This window comes from Saccharothrix sp. NBAS 001 (assembly GCF_056640475.1).
Genome location: NZ_CM153251.1, coordinates 4,821,016 through 4,838,108, shown reverse-complemented (window position 1 = coordinate 4,838,108; position 17,093 = coordinate 4,821,016). Strand labels below are relative to the sequence as shown.

At 73.6% G+C, this 17,093-nt stretch carries 16 protein-coding genes; 8 read left to right on the top strand and 8 right to left on the bottom strand.

What is annotated here, in order from left to right; all coding sequences use genetic code 11:
- Positions 1-41: 41 nt before the first annotated feature.
- Positions 42-1,004 (top strand): LysR family transcriptional regulator, encoded by a 963-nt coding sequence (locus tag AC0HI0_RS19795; protein WP_480933852.1) that lies wholly within the window; start codon positions 42-44, stop codon positions 1,002-1,004.
- On the opposite strand, the gene AC0HI0_RS19790 is transcribed toward AC0HI0_RS19795, so the two are convergent.
- On the bottom strand, positions 941-2,356 hold the full coding sequence (locus tag AC0HI0_RS19790) for an APC family permease (RefSeq protein ID WP_480933851.1): 1,416 nt from the start codon (positions 2,354-2,356) through the stop codon (positions 941-943). The two genes, AC0HI0_RS19795 and AC0HI0_RS19790, sit on opposite strands and share 64 nt — an antisense overlap.
- Positions 2,357-2,493: 137 nt before the next feature.
- Here AC0HI0_RS19790 and AC0HI0_RS19785 point away from each other — a divergent pair, with 137 nt between their 5' ends.
- Together AC0HI0_RS19785 and AC0HI0_RS19780 are read left to right on the top strand one after the other, a co-directional pair.
- Positions 2,494-3,099: a TetR/AcrR family transcriptional regulator gene (locus AC0HI0_RS19785; protein ID WP_480933850.1), complete on the top strand. Its 606-nt coding sequence runs from the start codon at positions 2,494-2,496 to the stop codon at positions 3,097-3,099.
- Positions 3,100-4,176 (top strand): DmpA family aminopeptidase, encoded by a 1,077-nt coding sequence (locus AC0HI0_RS19780; RefSeq protein WP_480933849.1) that lies wholly within the window; start codon positions 3,100-3,102, stop codon positions 4,174-4,176. It abuts the gene before it with no gap.
- 42 nt (positions 4,177-4,218) lie between these two features.
- Here AC0HI0_RS19780 and AC0HI0_RS19775 read toward each other — a convergent pair whose 3' ends face one another.
- Positions 4,219-5,511 (bottom strand): M20/M25/M40 family metallo-hydrolase, encoded by a 1,293-nt coding sequence (locus tag AC0HI0_RS19775; RefSeq protein ID WP_480933848.1) that lies wholly within the window; start codon positions 5,509-5,511, stop codon positions 4,219-4,221.
- A gap of 45 nt (positions 5,512-5,556) precedes the next feature.
- Positions 5,557-6,036, bottom strand: a complete 480-nt coding sequence (locus AC0HI0_RS19770) for a potassium channel family protein (RefSeq protein WP_480933847.1) — start codon at positions 6,034-6,036, stop codon at positions 5,557-5,559.
- A gap of 294 nt (positions 6,037-6,330) precedes the next feature.
- Between AC0HI0_RS19770 and AC0HI0_RS19765 the strand changes: the two genes are divergently transcribed.
- Positions 6,331-7,758, top strand: a complete 1,428-nt coding sequence (locus tag AC0HI0_RS19765) for an MFS transporter (protein WP_480933846.1) — start codon at positions 6,331-6,333, stop codon at positions 7,756-7,758.
- Positions 7,759-7,793: 35 nt separating this feature from the next.
- On the opposite strand, the gene AC0HI0_RS19760 is transcribed toward AC0HI0_RS19765, so the two are convergent.
- Entirely contained in the window at positions 7,794-8,291 is a 498-nt protein-coding gene (locus tag AC0HI0_RS19760) for a DUF1269 domain-containing protein (protein ID WP_480933845.1), read from the bottom strand.
- 163 nt (positions 8,292-8,454) lie between these two features.
- On the opposite strand from AC0HI0_RS19760, the gene AC0HI0_RS19755 reads away from it, so the two are divergent.
- Positions 8,455-9,363 (top strand): cellulose-binding protein, encoded by a 909-nt coding sequence (locus AC0HI0_RS19755; protein WP_480933844.1) that lies wholly within the window; start codon positions 8,455-8,457, stop codon positions 9,361-9,363.
- A 6-nt stretch (positions 9,364-9,369) separates the two neighbouring features.
- On the opposite strand, the gene AC0HI0_RS19750 is transcribed toward AC0HI0_RS19755, so the two are convergent.
- A complete protein-coding gene (locus tag AC0HI0_RS19750; RefSeq protein WP_480933843.1) occupies positions 9,370-11,208 on the bottom strand; it encodes a glycoside hydrolase family 15 protein in 1,839 nt (612 codons plus the stop codon).
- Between the two features lie 175 nt (positions 11,209-11,383).
- Here AC0HI0_RS19750 and AC0HI0_RS19745 point away from each other — a divergent pair, with 175 nt between their 5' ends.
- Positions 11,384-11,812: a DUF7144 family membrane protein gene (locus AC0HI0_RS19745; protein WP_480933842.1), complete on the top strand. Its 429-nt coding sequence runs from the start codon at positions 11,384-11,386 to the stop codon at positions 11,810-11,812.
- A 177-nt stretch (positions 11,813-11,989) separates the two neighbouring features.
- On the opposite strand, the gene AC0HI0_RS19740 is transcribed toward AC0HI0_RS19745, so the two are convergent.
- Positions 11,990-13,723: a glycoside hydrolase family 35 protein gene (locus tag AC0HI0_RS19740; RefSeq protein ID WP_480933841.1), complete on the bottom strand. Its 1,734-nt coding sequence runs from the start codon at positions 13,721-13,723 to the stop codon at positions 11,990-11,992.
- A 98-nt stretch (positions 13,724-13,821) separates the two neighbouring features.
- On the opposite strand from AC0HI0_RS19740, the gene AC0HI0_RS19735 reads away from it, so the two are divergent.
- Entirely contained in the window at positions 13,822-14,577 is a 756-nt protein-coding gene (locus AC0HI0_RS19735; protein WP_480933840.1) for a sugar phosphate isomerase/epimerase family protein, read from the top strand.
- 79 nt (positions 14,578-14,656) lie between these two features.
- Here the strand turns inward: AC0HI0_RS19735 and AC0HI0_RS19730 are convergent, their stop codons facing one another.
- Complete coding sequence (locus AC0HI0_RS19730; RefSeq protein ID WP_480933839.1) at positions 14,657-15,013, bottom strand: ArsR/SmtB family transcription factor; 357 nt, start codon at positions 15,011-15,013, stop codon at positions 14,657-14,659.
- A gap of 19 nt (positions 15,014-15,032) precedes the next feature.
- On the opposite strand from AC0HI0_RS19730, the gene AC0HI0_RS19725 reads away from it, so the two are divergent.
- Positions 15,033-16,340: an MFS transporter gene (locus AC0HI0_RS19725; RefSeq protein ID WP_480933838.1), complete on the top strand. Its 1,308-nt coding sequence runs from the start codon at positions 15,033-15,035 to the stop codon at positions 16,338-16,340.
- 3 nt (positions 16,341-16,343) lie between these two features.
- Here the strand turns inward: AC0HI0_RS19725 and AC0HI0_RS19720 are convergent, their stop codons facing one another.
- Positions 16,344-17,084, bottom strand: coding sequence for a zf-HC2 domain-containing protein (locus tag AC0HI0_RS19720; RefSeq protein ID WP_480934340.1), 741 nt, complete (start codon positions 17,082-17,084; stop codon positions 16,344-16,346).
- Positions 17,085-17,093 lie beyond the last annotated feature (9 nt).

Sequence of the window (17,093 nt, the reverse complement as noted above, 5' to 3'; positions counted from 1 at the left end):
TGGGGGAAATGCTTCCCACGCACGATTTATGCTCCACGGTTATGAACGTGGAGCTGCGCCACCTGCGCGCGCTGGCCGCGATCGGCGACGAGGGGACCATCACCGACGCCGCCATCGCGCTGCGGATCAGCCAGCCTGCCTTGTCCCGCACCCTGGAGCAGCTTGAGCAGCGGCTGGGCACCCGTCTGGTGGAGCGCACCACCCGGCGGCTCGCGCTGACCGAGGCCGGACAGCGGCTGTGGGAGCACGCGCACCGCATTCTCACCCAGGTGGATGACGCCCTGAGCGAGGCGTCGACGGGTCCGCGCCCGCTGCGCGTCGGGTTCGGGTGGGCGGCGCTGGGCCGGCACACCGTGCCGCTGCTGCGCGGCTGGCGCGACCACGACCCGCACACCGCCGTGCAGGTGCGCCGCTGCGACGACCCGGAGGTGTCGCTGCGGCGCGGAGACGTCGACGTGGCGTTCATGCGCACCACGCCGAACGACCCGAACCTGGTCGTGCGCACCTTGTACCGCGAGCCGCGCATCGCGGCCGTGCCCGAGCACGACCCGTTGGCGCTGCGCGACGCCGTGTGGCTGGCGGACCTGGCCGACCGGCCGGTGGCGTTGTGCTCCACGGCCGCCACGACGAGCGCGGACCTGTGGCCGGAGGGCCTGCGCCCGGACACGTTCGAGGTGCCGGGCGCGGACGAGTGGGTGACCACGATCGCGACCGGCGACGCGGTGGGCGTGACCACCGAGGCGACCGGCCACAGCCACCCGCACCCCGGCATCCGCTACCTGCCGCTGGCCGACGCGGGCCCGGTGCCCGTGCACCTGGTGTGGCCCCGGACGCCGACCCACCCGGCCACGGCGGCGTTCCGGGAGCACGCCGCCGCGCTGCTGGGTGGTCGACCCGCCGGGCCGACCACCGTCCGGCGCGGGGCGGCGCCCGCCTCGGCTCAGGTCTCGTCGTCCGGGCCCTGGAGTTCCCACGCGCCACGACGCCGCAGCACCAGCAGGTAGTACAGCGCCGACACGACGGCGATGCCCGCGGTGATGATCAGGCTCGGCCGGCCGATCACCGGGTCCATCGCGTTCTGCCACACCACGTACGCCAGCGCCACCAACGCCAGCACGGGCGCCACCGGGAACAGCGGCATCCGGTACGCGGCGTGCGCGGTGGACCGGTTGCGCCGTCCGTTGAGGACGGCCAGGCACAGCGCCGCGTACACCGCCACGATCGACGTGGCCGTGACGACGAGCAGGAAGTCCTTGTCCACGAAGCACAGCACGGTGGCGAACGCGCCGGTGACCAGGGTGGCGATCCACGGCGTGCCGGTGCGCGGGTGGATGGCGGCGAGGTTGCGGCTGATGTTGCCCGGCCACGCCGAGTCGCGGCCGGTGCTGAACACCATCCGGGAGGTGATCAGGATGATCGCCAGCACGGCGTTGAGGATGGCCAGCGCGATCGCGAGGCTGATGACCGTGTTCACCGTGGACCCCGCCTGGGCGGTGACGAAGTAGCTCATCATGTTCTCGGCGGCGAACAGGTCCTCCAGCGACGGCGCGCCCATCAGCACGGCGGTGACCGGGACGAGTTCGGACGCCACCGTGATCGCCAGCGCCCACAGGATGGCGCGGGCGATGCCGCGGTGGGCGTTGGAGGTCTCCTCGCCGAAGTACACCGCCGAGCCGTAGCCGTTGTAGGAGAAGATCGCCACGGCCGCCGCGGCGGAGATCAGGCCGATCGAGGCCGGCCCGACCACGCCGTCGGACGCGGCGACGGGGTTGGTCAGCAGCTCGCCCAGCGGGCGGGCCGGGTCGAACAGGCCCAGCGCGCTGACCACGACCAGCGCGATCATCTCGATCACCAGGAAGACCCCGGTGATCCAGGCGTTGAGCTTCACGTCGAACACCGCCAGCACGGTCGCGCCCGCCGTGGTCACGGCCGCCACCAGCGGTCCGGGCAGCCCCGGGATCAGCACCTCCAGGTAGGTGCCGACGCCCAGCGCGATGACCGCGATGATCAGCAGCTGGGTGACCATGAGCAGGCCGAGCGTGACGAATCCGGGCAGTTTGCCCAGGGTCCGCCCGACGATCGCGTACTCGCCGCCGCTGAGCGGGTAGGCGGAGGCGAGTTCGGCGTACACGAACGCCATGAACACGCCCACGACGGCGGCGAGCGCGAAGCTCCAGAACGCGCCGCTGCCCGCCTGCGCCACCACGCCCGGCGCGATGATGAAGACCGAGGACGCGGGCGAGATGGCGGACAGCGTGATCAGCAGGGTGCCGAGCACCTTCAAGCCCCGGCGCAGGGCCGGTGTCGAGCGTTGGTCGGACGGTGACGGTGCGGGTGACGACGACGGATCCGGCATGGCGGTCTCCTCGGGCCCAGTTCTTTGACTGGTCATCAAAGAACCGTCAACGCCCGGAGTCAATAGCAAACCCGGCTACAACTGGGTCTCTGTGGGCCGGGCTTGCGTTCTTCGATGATCACCCGAAGAATCGGGGCATGCCGAGACCCAGCCGGGCCCACGAGAAGCGCGGTGAGCTGGTCGCCGCCGCGCGCCAGGCCCTCCTCGACCGGGGGCTGTTCGACCTGAGGTTGCGCGACGTCGCCGACCGGGCCGCCATGTCCACCGGGTCGGTGCTGTACTACTTCCCGACCTTGGCCGACCTGCTCTACGAGGTGCAGCGGGAGGCGATCGAGCGGTTCTGCGTGGACCGCGAGGAGGCCGCCCGGCGCGAACCCGACCCGCGCCGCCGCCTGGTCGTGACCATCCGCGCGGGCCTGCCCACCGGCCAGGACGACGAGCTGTGCCAGTTGATCTACGAACTCGGCGCGTACGCCCGGCGCGACGCGGCCTACGCGGCGCAGCACATCCGGCTGTGCGAACGGCAGGTCGCGCTCTACACGTCCATCCTGGAGGCGGGCTCCGCCACCGGGGTGTTCGACCTGACCAGGGACGCGACGACCATCGCGCGCGCCCTGGTGTCCCTGGAAGACGGGCTGGGCCTGCACATCACGCAGGCCGTGCCCACGTTCACCGTCCCCCAGGCCGAGGCGATCCTGCTCGCGTACGCGGCCGACACCACCCGATGCCAACTGGAGGCGTGAATGCGCGCACGTGACCTCGGAATCCGACTGCTCGGCGACACCGGACCGCTCAACGCGATCACCGACGTGCCCGGCGTGGAGGTCGGCTACACCACGCTGATCGAAGGCGACGCGGTGCGCACGGGCGTCACGGCCGTCCTGCCGCGCGGCCGGGCGGGGATCAACGTGCCGTGCACGGCGGGCTGGTACTCGTTGAACGGCAACGGCGAGATGACCGGCACGGCCATGCTCAGCGAGGCCGGGCAGCTGCGGATGCCGGTGCTGATCACGAACACGCACGCGGTCGGCCCGTGCCACCGGGGCGTGATCGACTGGGTGGCCCGCGAGCACCCGGAGGTGGCCGCCCAGTGGCTGCTGCCGGTCGTGGCCGAGACCTGGGACGGCTACCTCAACGACATCAACGGGCCGCACGTGCGGGCCGAGCACGCGGTGGCGGCGATCGAGGACGCCCGGGGCGGCGCGGTGGCCGAGGGTTCGCTCGGCGGCGGGACGGGCATGAACTGCTACGCCTTCAAGGGCGGCAACGGCACGTCCTCGCGCGTGGTCCGGTACGAGCGCGACACCTACACGGTCGGCGTGTTCCTCCAGGCCAACTTCGGCGGTCGGCGCGAGCTGACGGTGGCCGGCGTGCCGGTCGGGGAGGCGCTGACCGACGACAACCCGATCGAGGACGGCGACTGGAAGAACCCGCCCGGCGCGGGATCGGTGATCGTCGTGGTCGCCACCGACGCGCCGCTGCTGCCCGGCCAGTGCGCGGCGCTGGCCCGCCGGGTGCCGCTGGGCCTGGCCCGGACCGGGACGACGGGGTCGCACTTCTCCGGTGACATCTTCCTGGCGTTCTCGACGGGCAACGGCGAGTCGATGACGCCCTCCGCGTTCTCCGAGGGGGAGTTGGGCTACGACCAGGTGCGCAACATCCCGTGGAGCCGGATGGACGACTTCTTCGCGGCCGTGGTGTACGCGACGGAGGAGGCCGTGCTCAACGCGTTGGTGGCGGGCCGCGACATGATCGGCCGCGAGGGCCGGCGGTCGCCCGGGCTGCCGCTGGACCGCGTGGCGGAGCTGGTGAAGCGCTAGGCGCGCGGGCTCGCGGCGGCCGGATCCGGCCGCCGCGCGGCCTCACCCCCGGGCGTCGCGCGCGAACCGTTGCAGGAAGCGGGCTTCCACCTGGGCCATGGCGGCGAGTTCGGCGGGGTCGAGGCTCTCGTTGGGCGCGCCGACCCGGGAGGCCGGTTCGGCCACGCCCAGCAGGACCAGCTCCGCGTCGGGGTTCACGGCGGCCAGGCTGGTGCACAGCGGCAGCGGTCCGCCTTGGCCCAACGCGGTCATCGGCGTCCCGTAGACCTCGCGCATGGCCGACGCGACGATCCGGTGCGCGAAACCGTCCACAGTGGATCTAAAGGGTGCGTCGAGGCCGAGGGTGTGCGTGTTCACCCGGACGCCCCAAGGCGCGACGTCGTGCAGGTGGTCGATCAGCGCGGTGTGGGCGAGTTCGGCGTCCAGGCCCGGTGGCACGTGCAGGGCCAGGTGCGCGGCGGCGTTCGGGGCGATCGTGCCGGTGGGGCAGTCGATGCCGAGCACGGTCAGCGCCGGCCGTGCCCACAGCGCGTCCGCCACCAGACCGTCGCCCAGCAGGTCGACGCCGTCCGGCACGGCCGCGTCGAGCCGGAACCGGTCCTCCGGGTACGGCTCGCCCAACCAGACCTGGTTGTGCGGCAGGCCGCGCACGGTGGTCTCGCCGCGCGCGTCGCGCAGGCTCGCCAGCATCGACGCGAGCGCGGCCACCGCGTCCGGCGCGGCACCGCCGAACGCACCCGCCGGCAGGCCCTCGTCCAGCGCTTCGACGGTCACCACCAGCTCGACCACGCCGCGCGCGCTCACCGTCACGGCGGGCCGCCCGACGCCGGCGTTCCCGTTGACGCCCACCAGGACCACGTCGGCCTGGAACAGGTCCGGGCGCTCCGGCGCGAACTTCGCCAAGTCGGCCGGGTCGCCCACCGCGAGTCTGAGGTGCACCGGCAGCTCGGCCAGCGCCCGCAACGCCGTGAGGTGCATGAGGGTGTTGCCCTTGCCGCCGGCGGTTCCGCGTCCGTACCAACGCCCGTGCACCTCGGTCAGCCGGCACGGCGGCGTGCGCCACGACGACTCGCCCGACGCCGGCGGCTCGTGGTCCGAGTGCAGCAGGACGGTCGGCGCGTCCGGGCCGGCGGGGCGTGACCCGATCACGGCCTGGCTCCCGCCGGGCAGGTCCTCCAGCCGGATGTCGGCGAAACCCAGTTCCAGGAACCGGTTCAGCACCCAGCGGGCGGCGTTGCGGGACTCCAGCGCGTGTTCGGGCCCGAAGGCCACCAGTTCGGACAGGTCGTCGCGGGCCCGTGGCATCAGGCCCGCGATGCGTTCGCGCAACGGCATCGGCACATCCTCTGTTCGGCGGGAGAACTTCGTGGGCGGCGGTGCTCACCGGTCGACCTCGTCGCTGCGCCGCCGCACGGCCGTCAGCACGACGCGCAGCGCGCCGCCGAGCAACAGCAGGTCGCCGACCATCTGGACGGTGACCAGCGCCCGCGCCGCCTGTGACAGCGGCACGACGTCGCCGAAGCCGACCGTGGCGAACACGGTGACGGTGAAGTAGAGGGCGTCGGTGTGCCCCAGCGCGGTACCGAACCCGTCCGGGTCCGCGTGGGTGAGCAGCACGTACGCGTAGGAGAACACCAGCAGGAACAAGGGGAACACCAGCGCCATCGCCTGCACGCCCTGCCACAGGGGACGCGGCGACCGGACGATGACGCGCACCTCGACCGCCAGCACGGCCACCACCAGGACCAGCCCGAGGGCCAGCCACACCACCGGTCGTCCGCTCGCCAGGGGGTCGACGGGCAACCGGTAGTAGGCGACGACCAGGGCGGTGACCGTGGCGAGGGGGCGGAGCACGGTCACCGCCCGGCGGAGACGTCGCCCGCCGGTCACCATCCCGGCATGGCGGCGAACGCCTCCCGTGGCGGTCCGTCCCGTGCTCCGTCCACGGTGCCGGACACCCGCACGGCCAACGTCGTCATGCGTTCCTCCTCGTCTTTCACACCACCACGATGTCCGCCGCCGCAAGGCCGGGCATCGCCCGCCCCGGGTGGATTCCGCGCGGTCGGGGCGGGCGGTCATCCACGGCAGGTGAGGCGGGCCGCGCCCGGTCCGCCGCACGCTGGGCGCCACGTTTCCGGCTACCGAGGGGCAGACATGAGAACGCGCACCGCGATGGTGTTGCCGTTGGCGTTGGCCCAGTTCGTCGCGAGCTACGCCGCGACCACGATGAACGTGGCGATCAGCGCGATCGCCCACGACCTGGGCACGACGGTGATCGGCGTCCAGACGACGATCACCCTGTTCACCCTGACCATGGCGGCGCTGATGGTGCCGGGCAGCAAGCTCACCGACAGCTGGGGCCGCAAGCGGTGCTTCGTGATCGGGCTCGTCGTGTACGGCGCGGGCGCGCTGCTCGCCGCGTTCGCGTCCGGTCCGGGGCTGCTGCTGCTCGGCTACTCGCTGCTGGAAGGGATCGGTTCGGCGCTGATGATCCCGCCGATCTACATCCTGGTCACCGTGTCGTTCACCGATCCCGCCGTGCGGGCCCGGTACTTCGGGGTGGTCGGCGGCGCGGGCGCGCTCGGCGCGGCGGTCGGGCCGCTGCTCGGCGGGCTGGTGACGAGTTGGCTGGGGTGGCGGGCGTCGTTCCTGCTCCAGGTCGCGATCGTGGTGTGGGTCGTCGTGGCGGCGCGGCACATCGTCGACCAGCCACGCCCGCAGCCGCGACCCCGGTTCGACCTGCGGGGCGCGGTGCTGTCCAGTGCGGGGTTGTTCTTCGTGGTGTTCGGCGTGCTGCGGACCGGGACCTACGGCTGGCTCGTGGCGCGTGCGGACTTCGCGATCGGCGACCTGGTGCTGCTGCCCGCCGGCGGGTTGTCGCCGGTGTGGGTGTTCGTCGGGATCGGCGTGCTGGTGCTCTACGGGTTCTTCCGGCACATCAAGAGCGCGCCGGACCCGTTGTGCTCGCCGCGACTGTTCCGCGACCGCACGTCGAACCTGGGTTTGGGCACGCAGACCGCGCAATGGCTGGTGATGCAGGGCGCGTTCTTCGTGGTGTCGGTCTACCTGCAACAGGAACGCGGGTTGAGCGCCGTGCAGACCGGCCTGGTGCTGCTGCCCGCGACGGTCGGTGTGCTCACGGCTTCCGGTGCGGCGCAACGGATGGCGCGACGCCACCCGGCCCGCAGGCTGGTGATCGCCGGGTTCGCGGCGAGCGCGGTCGGACAGGCCCTGCTGCTCCTGCCGGCCCGTGACGACTCGACCGTGCTGCTGTTCGCGCCCGGCCTGTTCCTGCTGGGCGCGGGGGTCGGGACGATGCTGACCGCGTCGGTGAACCTGGTGCAGTCGGCGTGGCCGGACCGGTTGCAGGGCGACATCTCGGGTGTGTCGAGGGCGGTGTCGAACCTGGGTTCGTCGCTGGGCACCGCGCTGGCCGGGTCGGTCCTGGCGGGTGCGGCGGCTCCGGGTGGCCGACCGTTCGCGGCGGCCCTCGTGGTGCTGGTCGGGTTCGCGTTGCTGGGACTGGTGATCGCGCTGCTGGTGCCCCGGCGGCGGAACCAGGGCGGTGACCGCGGTGCGTAACACGATCACCGCCCGGTGGAGGCGTCACCCGCCGGTCACCGCTCCGACGTGTCGGCGAACGCCTCCCGCAGCAGCTCCTCCTGGTCGCCGGAGAGGTTGGTGCTGATCAGCTCGGCCCCGGTGCCCCGGAACTCGGTCAGCACCCGGTCCACCACCGCGTCGGTCGACAGCACGAACAGCGCGGACGTGCCGGGTGCGACCTTCTCCCGCACCCGGCGGATGAAGTCGTCGTCGATGCCCGCCTTGGCCAGCGACCCGGCGACCGCGCCGATCCCCGCGCCCACGGCCGCACCGAGCAGCGGCACCAGGAACAGCAAACCGAACAGCAGCCCCCAGAACGCGCCGCCCAGCGCGCCCGCCCCGGTGAACCGGCCGACCTCCTTGGTCCTGGGCCGCTTGGCGTCCTGCTCCCAGTAGACGTAGGCGGCGTCCTCGATCCTGATCAACTCCTGCTTGGCCAGCGACTCCAGCAGCGCGAGCGCTTCGTGCGCCCCGTCCGCGGTGTCGAACTTCCACACGGTCAACGTCGCCATGCGTTCCTCCTCGGCGTTTCGTACCACCACGATGTCCGCCGCCGGGCCGCCGGGGCATCGCCCGCGCCGGGTGGATTCCCGGGCCCCGGATCACCTGTCCCGGATGACGACCGGGCCTCGGCCGGCCGGAGATGCTGGAGGCCCCGGAGGACGAGGAGGCGACGTGATCCACAATGGACAGCCGGACGAGCTGGTGCCGCTGCCGATCGGGTTCGACGTGTCGGTGTGGGGCTTCCGCCGCGACCAGGTGCGGCACTACGTGCACGACGCCGAGTTCGAGCTGCGGACGCTCGCCGCCGACCGGGACGCCGTCCTGAGCCGCGCGGAACGGCTGCGCCGGCACCTGGAGGCGGCGCGGTCGGAGAACCGCCGGCTGCGGGCGCGGGTGGACCGGATGTGCCGCCGACCGCTGTCCGCGGACGCCGCGGGCGACCTCGCCCGCCGGATCGTGGAACTGGCGAACGAGGAAGCCGCCGAGATCACCGCCCAGGCGCGGGCCGCCGCCGAGCAGAGCTGGGCGCAGGCGGCGGCCGGCGGCGGACGGCTGGCGCGCCGGCACCAGTGGCTGCTCGGCGAACTCGACGCGCGCCGCCGGGCCATGGAGCGCGACCACCGCGAACTGGTCGAGAACACGGTGGCGCACCTGGCTTCGGTGACCCTGCGCGCCGAGCGGCGACGGCGTGAGCTGGACGAACGCGCACGACGCCAGCGCGATCAGGTCGAGGCGGATTTCACGGCGGCCATGTCGGTGCGCCGCGCGGAGTCGTTGCGGCGCCTGGCCGACCAGGAGTCCGCCGCCGCGATCCTGGCCGCCGAACGGGACGCGGTGGCCGCGGCGAAGGCGGCCGAGGTGGTGCGGCGGGCGATCGGGCAGCACGACCAGGCCGCCGCCCAGGCCGCCCGGCTGGTGCGGGAGGCCGCCGAGCAGGTGGCGGCGCTGCGCACCTACCGCGACCGGGTGCTCACCGAACTCCGCACCGTCCAGGAACTGCTGTCCGACGCGGCGACGGTGATCGGGCCGGTGGCACCGCGTCCCCGGACGCCGGCGGAGCCCGCGCGGGCGCTGCCGTGACCGGGGTCAGGACTCGGTGCGGTCCAGGGCGTGGTCGAGGGTGATGGCGGCGTCGATCAGGCCGAGGTGGGTGAACGCCTGCGGGAAGTTGCCCAGCTGCTCACCGGTCGTGCCGATCTCCTCCGCGTACAGGCCCACGTGGTTGGCGTAGGTCAGCATCTTCTCGAACACCAGCCGCGCCCGCGTGGTCCGGCCCGCGCGCGCCAGCGCGTCCACGTAGTTGAAGGTGCACAACGAGAACGTGCCTTCGTCGCCGAGCAGGCCGTCCGGCGACGCGGCCGGGTCGTAGCGCAGCACCAGGCTGTCCACCACCAGGTCGCGCTCCACGGCGGCGAGCGTGTCCAGCCACATCGGGTCGCGCGGCGCGACGAAACCCACCTGCGCCAACCGGAGCAGCGACGAGTCGAGCACGTCCGAGCCGTACCGCTGCACGAGCGCCCGCCGCCGGGGGTCCCAGCCGCGCGACCAGATCTGCTGGTGGACGCGGTCGCGTTCGGCGCGCCACCGGGCGATCGGCGCGGGCAGGCTCTGCGCCTGCGCCAGGCGCAACGCCCGGTCGAACGCCACCCAGCTCATCGCCCGCCCGTAGGTGAAGTCGGCCCGCCCGCCGCGCGTCTCCCAGATGCCCTCGTCGGGCCGGTCCCAGTTGTCCGACAGCCAGTCCACCACCGAGGTCAGCGCCTGCCAGCCGCGCCGGCCGATGCGCAACCCGTTGCGGTGCGCGTGGTGCAGGCCGTCGAGCAGCTCGCCGTAGATGTCGAGCTGGAGCTGGCCGCCCGCGTCGTTGCCGACCCGCACCGGCCGGGAACCCCGGTAGCCCGCCCAGTGGTCGAGCACCTCCTCGGCCAGGTCGGGCGACCCGTCGACCCGGTACATGATCCGCAACGGCCCGTCGTCGCCGTCGGCCTGCTGGTAGCGCTCGGCCAGCCAGTTCGAGAACGCCGCCGCCTCCTCCACGAAACCCAGGCGCAGCAACGCGGACACCCCGAACGAGGCGTCCCGGATCCAGGTGTAGCGGTAGTCCCAGTTGCGCTCGCCGCCGAGCTGCTCGGGCAGCCCCGCCGTCGGCGCGGCGACCATCGCGCCGGTCGGCGCGTAGATCAGCAGCTTCAACGTCACCGCCGAGCGGTTGAGCGCCTCCCGCCACCGGCCCCGGTACGTGGAGCGCGCCAGCCACTCGTGCCAGAACCGCACGGTCTCCTGGAACGCCTGCTCGACCTCGGCCACCCCGACTCGCCGGGGCCGGTCCGAACCGCCCGTCTCCAGCACGATCCCGCGCACCTGCCCGGCGTGCAACGACACGAGCGCGCGGACGTCCCGCCCGTCGACCCGCACGTCGGACGTCGGCGTCTCGCCCGGCTCCCGCACGACGTGCAGCACCAGGCGCGTGTCACCGCCGTCGAACACCACGCCGTTCTCCACGGCGTGCACGCTGTGCTCCCGGCGCCCGTAGTCGAACCGGGGCGCGACCTCCACCTCGAAGTCGAGCTTCCCGCGCACGCAGCGCACCATCCGGATCAGCCGCCGCACGCCGTCGTCACCGGAGCCGGGCGGCATGAAGTCGACCACCTCGCCGGTGCCCTCTTCGGTCATGAACCGGGTGACCAGCACCGCGGTGTCGGGGAAGTACATCTGCCGCGCGGGTCCGGTGAACCCGGCCGGGCGGATCCGGCAGCGCCCGCCGCGTTCGTCGTCGACCAGCGCGCCGAACAGGGTGGGCGAGTCGAACCTGGGCGCGCAGAACCAGTCGACGGAGCCGTCCAGCGCCACCAGCGCGGCGGTCCGCAGGTCGCCGATGAGGCCGTGGTCCGCGATCCGGGGCGGGCCGTTCGTGGTCGGTGTCATACCGCCCACGGTCACCCGCCGCGCCCGGCCGGGTCGCCACGCGCGCCAGGTGACCTCTCCCGGCCCACCACCCGGCGCGGGTGAAACCGCTGCGCTCGCCCGCTGCGGGTGGTGAACCGCCGCGGCACCCGGTGCCACGGTGGTCGCCGACGACCGCAGGCGAAGGGAAATCGAGATGAGCGAGGACTTCTACCGGGCGGAACGCTCCAGCCGCCCGCCCGTCGACACCGGGTGGGTGGGCTGGATCGCGTTCGCCGGCATCATGATGATCATCATCGGCGTGTTCAACGTGATCGAAGGGTTGGTGGCGCTGTTCAACGACCGGTACTACGTGGCCGGCGACGGCTCCGTGCTGGTGCTCGACCTCACCGGCTGGGGCTGGGTGCACCTGGTCATCGGCGTCCTGGCCGTCCTCGCCGGGCCCGCGCTGTGGACGGGCGCGGCCTGGGCGCGCATCGCCACGGTGCTGGTCGCCTCGGTGAACGTCCTGGCGCAGGTGGCGTTCGTCGGCGTCCAGCCGGTGTGGTCGACCATCGCGATCGCCCTCAACGTCGTGGTGATCTGGGCGGTCGTGGTGCACGGCCGGGAGCTGGAGCGGGTGTGACGGTCGGCGTCGGGTGCCGTGTCACGGGCGCACGGTCACCTTGAACCAGCCGTCGGAGAACCGTAGGCCGCGTCGACGGCCGTCGCGGGGTAAGGGTTTCCCTGCTCGTCCCAGCGGGTCGGGACGTGCGTGACGGCCTTCGCGGTCTGCCGGTCGCCTTCGAAGCCGCGCGTGACGTCATCGCCGGTCGCCTTCGAGGTCCGGGTCCGGGGTGAGGGCGATCGAGCCGGGGACGTCCGCCGGGTGCAGTTCCAGGACCACCACCTCGTTGCCGCCTTCCCGCAGGATCGGGCGCGGCACGTAGAGGGTCCTCTGCGGACCGATGTCCCAGTAGCGGCCCAGGCAGAAGCCGTTGACCCACACCACGCCCTTGTGCCGGCCGGTCAGGTCCAGGTACGCGTCGCGCGGCTGGTCGACGTGGAGGGTGCCGGCGCGGAACTGCGGGCCGGTCGTGGTGGTGTCGCGGTCCCAGTCGATCTCGGGGAGCCCGGTCAGCGGGATCGCCGTGGTGGTCCAGCCGTGGACGTACTGGCGTTCGTGCAGGACCCCGCCGACGCCCTTGTGCTCGCCGAGCAGCGGGCCGTAGTTGATCCGGCCCATCGCCTCCACCAGCAGGTCGATCGTGACGCCGCCCGGCACGTCGACCGCCCGGTCCGGGTCGGCGCGCTCGAAGACGGCGGCCGGCTCGCCGTCCACGAACAGCTGGGCCCGGTCGCGGAGGTCCTTGAGCCGCAGCGGGAGCGGTGGGCGCGGGCCGGGGATCGTCGCCCGGTGCAGCAGGAAACCCTGGTGCTGCCCCATTTCCTCGAACGACGGTATGTGCGGCGTGCGGGTGGTGGGTGTGTCGAACACGTCGAACAGGCGCGCGGACCTGGTCAGCGCGATGGTCTGCGCGGGTAGCGGCGGCGGGGGAGCGGGGGGAAGGGGCGGGAGTTCCGCGTAGCGCCCGATGACCTCGCGGAACGCGTGGTACTTCGCGGTGGGGCGGCCGGCCTCGTCCATCGGGGCGTCGTAGTCGTAGGACGTGACGGTCGGCCGGTAGTCGCCGTCGTGCAGGTCACCGCCCGCGTTCGCGCCCGCCCAGAACCCGAAGTTCGTGCCGCCGTGCGCCATGTAGAGGTTCACCGACGCGCCCGCCGCCAACACCTCGTCCAGCGCTCGGGCGGCCTCCCCGGGGTCGCGCACCACGTGCCGGTCGCCCCAGTGGTCGAACCAGCCGTCCCAGAACTCCATGCAGAACAGGGGATCGTCGGGCCGCAGCGCGCGGAGTTCGGCGAACTGGCCGGTGGCGTCGCTGCCGAAGTTCACCGTCGCCACCGCCCCCGGCACCGCGCCACCGGTCAGGAACAGCGCCGAACCGCCGTCGGAGGTGAACAGCGGCACGTCGACACCGCGTGCCACCAGACCGTCCCGCAGGTGCTCCAGGTAGGCCGAATCCGAGCCGTACGAACCGTACTCGTTCTCGACCTGCACCAGCACGACGTTCCCGCCGCGCGTCACCTGGTGCCGCGCGACCAAGGGGATCAGCACGTCGAACCAGCGGTCCACGGCGGTCAGGAAGCCGGGGTGCGCGCACCGCAACGGCCCCGGCAGCCACGACGGCAGGCCGCCGTTCTCCCACTCCGCGCAGATGTACGGGCCGGGGCGGACGATCGCGTCCAGCCCGGCGTCGGCGGCCAGCCGGAGGAACCCGTCCAGCTCGTCGAGCCGCTCGTGGCGGCCCGGCCGGGGTTCGTGCAGGTTCCACGGGACGTAGGTCTCGACGGTGTTCAACCCCATGCCGCGCAACACCTCCAGCCGCTCGGCCCACTGCGCGGGGTGGGTGCGGAAGTAGTGCATCGCGCCGGACAGCACGCGGTGCTCCCGCCCGTCGCGCAGAAACCGCCCCGGGGCGACGGCGAATTCGGTCATGGCGACCTCCTGTTCGGACGTGTTCGGTTCGGCCGCTCGACTTGACGTGGCCGGAAAGCGCTTTCACCATGCGGTGCGGGACACCCCGAGGAGGGTCGATGGGTTGGCAGCTCGCGGTGAGCACGCTCGGCACGCCGGACTTGACGCTGGCGCAGGCCGCGCACCTGGCCGCCGCGCACGGCTGCGCCGGTCTGGAGATCCGGGTGCACGGCGAGGTCCACCCGGGCATGGACACCGGGCGGGCGCGCGCCGTGCTCGCCGACGCCGGTCTGGAAGCCGCCTGCCTGGCCGGCTACGCGAAGGTCTGCGCGCCCGGCCCCGACGAGCCGGTGCTCGCCGGGTTGCGCTCGCTGATCGGTCTCGCCGCCCGGCTCGGCGCGCCCGCGCTGCGGGTGTTCCCCGGCGGCACCGCCGACCCGCGCGGCCGGATCGCCGCCGTGCTGCCCGACCTGCGCGCGGCCGGCGTCCGGTTGCTGGTCGAGACGCACGACACGCACCCCACCGGGGCCGCCGCCGGCCGCCTGGTCGAGGCGTTCGAACCGGACCTGGTCGCCGTGCTGTGGGACGCCCTGCACCCGTGGCGGCACGGCGAGCCGCCTGCCGCCACCCGGGCCGCGCTCGGCGCGCACCTGGCGTACTTCCAGGTCAAGGACGCGGTCGCGGTCGACGACCCGACGCCCGTGCCGCCGGGGCGGGGCGCCGTGCCGCTGGACGGGTGCGCCGCCGCGCTCGCCGACTGGTCCGGCTGGGTGTCCCTGGAGTGGGAACGGCCCTGGTACCCCGGCCTCGGCCCGGTGGACGAACCGCTGCGCGCGGCCGCCGCCTGGTTGCACGCCCACCGCACCTCCGGCTGAACTCGACTGCCGAGGATCGTTCGGTCGGGGAGCGGACAAGTCAATCAGCCGGCGATCAGCCGATCAGAAGCGAACAGGCTCAGTCGTGGTCCGGCGCGCCGGTCAGGTGGTGCTCGGCCGCGCCCACGGCCTCCATCAGCACGCGCCGCACGTGCCCGCCCCGTGCCCGGTAGACCGCGCGCCGGCCCTCCCGGCGGACCGTGACCAGGCCGGTGAGCCGGAGTTTCGCCAGGTGCTGCGACACGGCGGGGCGGGCCGTGCCGACCGCGTCGGCGAGCGTGGTCACGTCGTACTCCCGGCCGCAGAGCAGCCACAGCATCCGGAACCGGGTCGCGTCGGCGAGCATCCGGAACCCGTCCACGGCCGCCTCGACGTGCGTGCCGTCGGGCAGCTGTTGCCAGTGGGCGGCTGTTGCAACGTCGTCGCGTGCGTACATGAGCACATATAGTGCCGGCATGCCCGGAGTTCTGCGCTCCCGCACGTACCGCCGGCTCTTCGCCGCCCAGGTCGTCGCCCTCACCGGCACCGGACTGGCCACCGTCGCCCTCGGGCTGCTCGCGTACCGGCTGGCCGGCGGGGACGCCGCCGTCGTGCTCGGCACCGCGCTGGCGGTCAAGATGGTCGCCTACGTGGCGGTCGCCCCGGTGGCCGGCGCGCTGGCCGGGCTCGTGCCCCGCCGGGCGCTGCTCGTCGGGCTCGACGTGGTGCGGGCCGGCGTCGCGGTCGCGCTGCCCTGGGCGGACGCCGTGTGGCAGGTCTACCTGCTGATCTTCCTGTTGCAGGCCGCGTCCGCCGCGTTCACGCCGACGTTCCAGGCGGTCGTGCCCGACGTGCTGCCCGACGAGCGCGACTACACCAGGGCGCTGACCCTCTCGCGGCTGGCCTACGACCTGGAGAGCCTGCTCAGCCCGTCGCTGGCGGCCCTGGCGCTGCTCGTGGTCGGGTACGAGAACCTGTTCTTCGGGACCGCGATCGGGTTCGCCGCGTCCGCGATGCTGGTCGCGTCGGTGGGGCTGCCCGGCCTCGGCGCGCGCAGTTCGTTCTCCGCCCGGGGGATCCGGATCTACCTCGGCACACCCCGGCTGCGCGGGCTGCTCGCCGTGCACCTGGCGGTGTCGGCGGCCGGGGCGGTCGTACTGGTGGGCACGGTCGTGCTGGTGCGCGACGGGCTCGGCCTGGGTGCCGCCGAGGTCGCCGTGGCCTTCGCCGCCAACGGGACCGGGTCCCTGCTCGCCGCGCTGGCGCTGCCGCGCGTGCTGGACGCCTTCCCGGAGCGGGCGGTGATGCTGCGCGCGGCGTGGGGGACGGGCGCGGTGCTGGCCGTCGGCTCCCTGGTGGCCGGGAGCTGGCCCGGGTTGCTGGTGGTGTGGTTCGTGGTCGGGGCGGGCGGTTCGCTGGTGCTGACCCCGGCGGCACGGCTGCTGCGCAGGTCCGCGCAGGCGGGGGACCGGCCGGGGTTGTTCGCGGCGGACTTCGCGCTGTCGCACGCCTGCTGGCTGGCGTGCTACCCGGTCGCCGGGTGGCTGGTGACGGTCGGCGGGGCCGGGTTGGCGTTGCCGGTGATGGGGGCGGTCGCGGTGGCGTCGACGGCGGTGGCCGGCCGCCTGTGGCCGTCGCCGGACGCGGAGGTCGTGGAGCACTCGCACGTCGGCCTCGACCCGGACCACGACCACGTGCGCGACGCCGTCCCGGTCGGCGGCGGCCGGCGGCACGCCCACCCGTACCGGATCGACGACCACCACCCCCGGTGGCCGCGCGGCTGACGGTCAGGCCGCCCGACGCCGGCTCACCGGCCGCAGGCGGGGCCGGGCCCGCGCTGCCGGGGACTCCGGCGGGTCCTCCACCCCCGCCCCGAGATCGGGCGCGTCCGGCAGCGGCTCCGCGACGCGCCCACCGTCCGGATCGCGCCGTCCCCGGTGCACGACCACCAGCAGCGCCAGCCCGAGCACCAGGATCGCGTGCGAGGTGACCCGCTGGACCGTCGCCTCCCCGTTCACCAGGTCCTGCACCGAGAACGCGCCCAGCACCGCGACGAACCCCGCGACCACCGGCAGCATCCCGGTCGTCGCGCGCGGCCGCAGCGCCGTCCACAGCAGCCCCAGGCCCAGCGCCAGGTTCCACGCGGTGCTCTCGTTGAACAGGTGGCTGCCGCTCGCCCCGTGGATCCCGTGCCCGGCCGGACCGCCCGCCGGACCCGACCCGAGCACCTGGCCCAGCCCCAACGTGATCTGCGCGACCGCGACCCCCGCCAACGCCACCCTCGGGTACCACCCGCGCGTCGCCCCGACCGGCGGCGCGGCCGCCAGCACCGAGTCCACCAGGTCCGGCGTCACCGTGGCCGGCCGCAGGCGCAACGTCCTGGTCAGCGCCGCGGCGTCGTCCTGCCACGCGCGGCACGCGGCGCACCCGTCGAGGTGCGCGTCGGTGTCGCCGGCGGGGGCGGGTTCGGGTTCGCCGTCCAGCCGCGCCGACAGGGCCTCCCGGCACGAGTCGCAGTCCACGCCCATATTGTCGGC

Excerpts from the sequence above, each read along its gene's own strand:
- AC0HI0_RS19795 (WP_480933852.1), top strand. The coding sequence starts at position 42 with ATGAACGTGGAGCTGCGCCACCTGCGCGCGCTGGCCGCGATCGGCGAC.
- AC0HI0_RS19790 (WP_480933851.1), bottom strand. The coding sequence starts at position 2,356 with ATGCCGGATCCGTCGTCGTCACCCGCACCGTCACCGTCCGACCAACGC.
- AC0HI0_RS19785 (WP_480933850.1), top strand. The coding sequence starts at position 2,494 with ATGCCGAGACCCAGCCGGGCCCACGAGAAGCGCGGTGAGCTGGTCGCC.
- AC0HI0_RS19780 (WP_480933849.1), top strand. The coding sequence starts at position 3,100 with ATGCGCGCACGTGACCTCGGAATCCGACTGCTCGGCGACACCGGACCG.
- AC0HI0_RS19775 (WP_480933848.1), bottom strand. The coding sequence starts at position 5,511 with ATGCCGTTGCGCGAACGCATCGCGGGCCTGATGCCACGGGCCCGCGAC.
- AC0HI0_RS19765 (WP_480933846.1), top strand. The coding sequence starts at position 6,331 with ATGAGAACGCGCACCGCGATGGTGTTGCCGTTGGCGTTGGCCCAGTTC.
- AC0HI0_RS19760 (WP_480933845.1), bottom strand. The coding sequence starts at position 8,291 with ATGGCGACGTTGACCGTGTGGAAGTTCGACACCGCGGACGGGGCGCAC.
- AC0HI0_RS19750 (WP_480933843.1), bottom strand. The coding sequence starts at position 11,208 with ATGACACCGACCACGAACGGCCCGCCCCGGATCGCGGACCACGGCCTC.
- AC0HI0_RS19745 (WP_480933842.1), top strand. The coding sequence starts at position 11,384 with ATGAGCGAGGACTTCTACCGGGCGGAACGCTCCAGCCGCCCGCCCGTC.
- AC0HI0_RS19740 (WP_480933841.1), bottom strand. The coding sequence starts at position 13,723 with ATGACCGAATTCGCCGTCGCCCCGGGGCGGTTTCTGCGCGACGGGCGG.
- AC0HI0_RS19735 (WP_480933840.1), top strand. The coding sequence starts at position 13,822 with ATGGGTTGGCAGCTCGCGGTGAGCACGCTCGGCACGCCGGACTTGACG.
- AC0HI0_RS19730 (WP_480933839.1), bottom strand. The coding sequence starts at position 15,013 with ATGTACGCACGCGACGACGTTGCAACAGCCGCCCACTGGCAACAGCTG.
- AC0HI0_RS19725 (WP_480933838.1), top strand. The coding sequence starts at position 15,033 with ATGCCCGGAGTTCTGCGCTCCCGCACGTACCGCCGGCTCTTCGCCGCC.
- AC0HI0_RS19720 (WP_480934340.1), bottom strand. The coding sequence starts at position 17,084 with ATGGGCGTGGACTGCGACTCGTGCCGGGAGGCCCTGTCGGCGCGGCTG.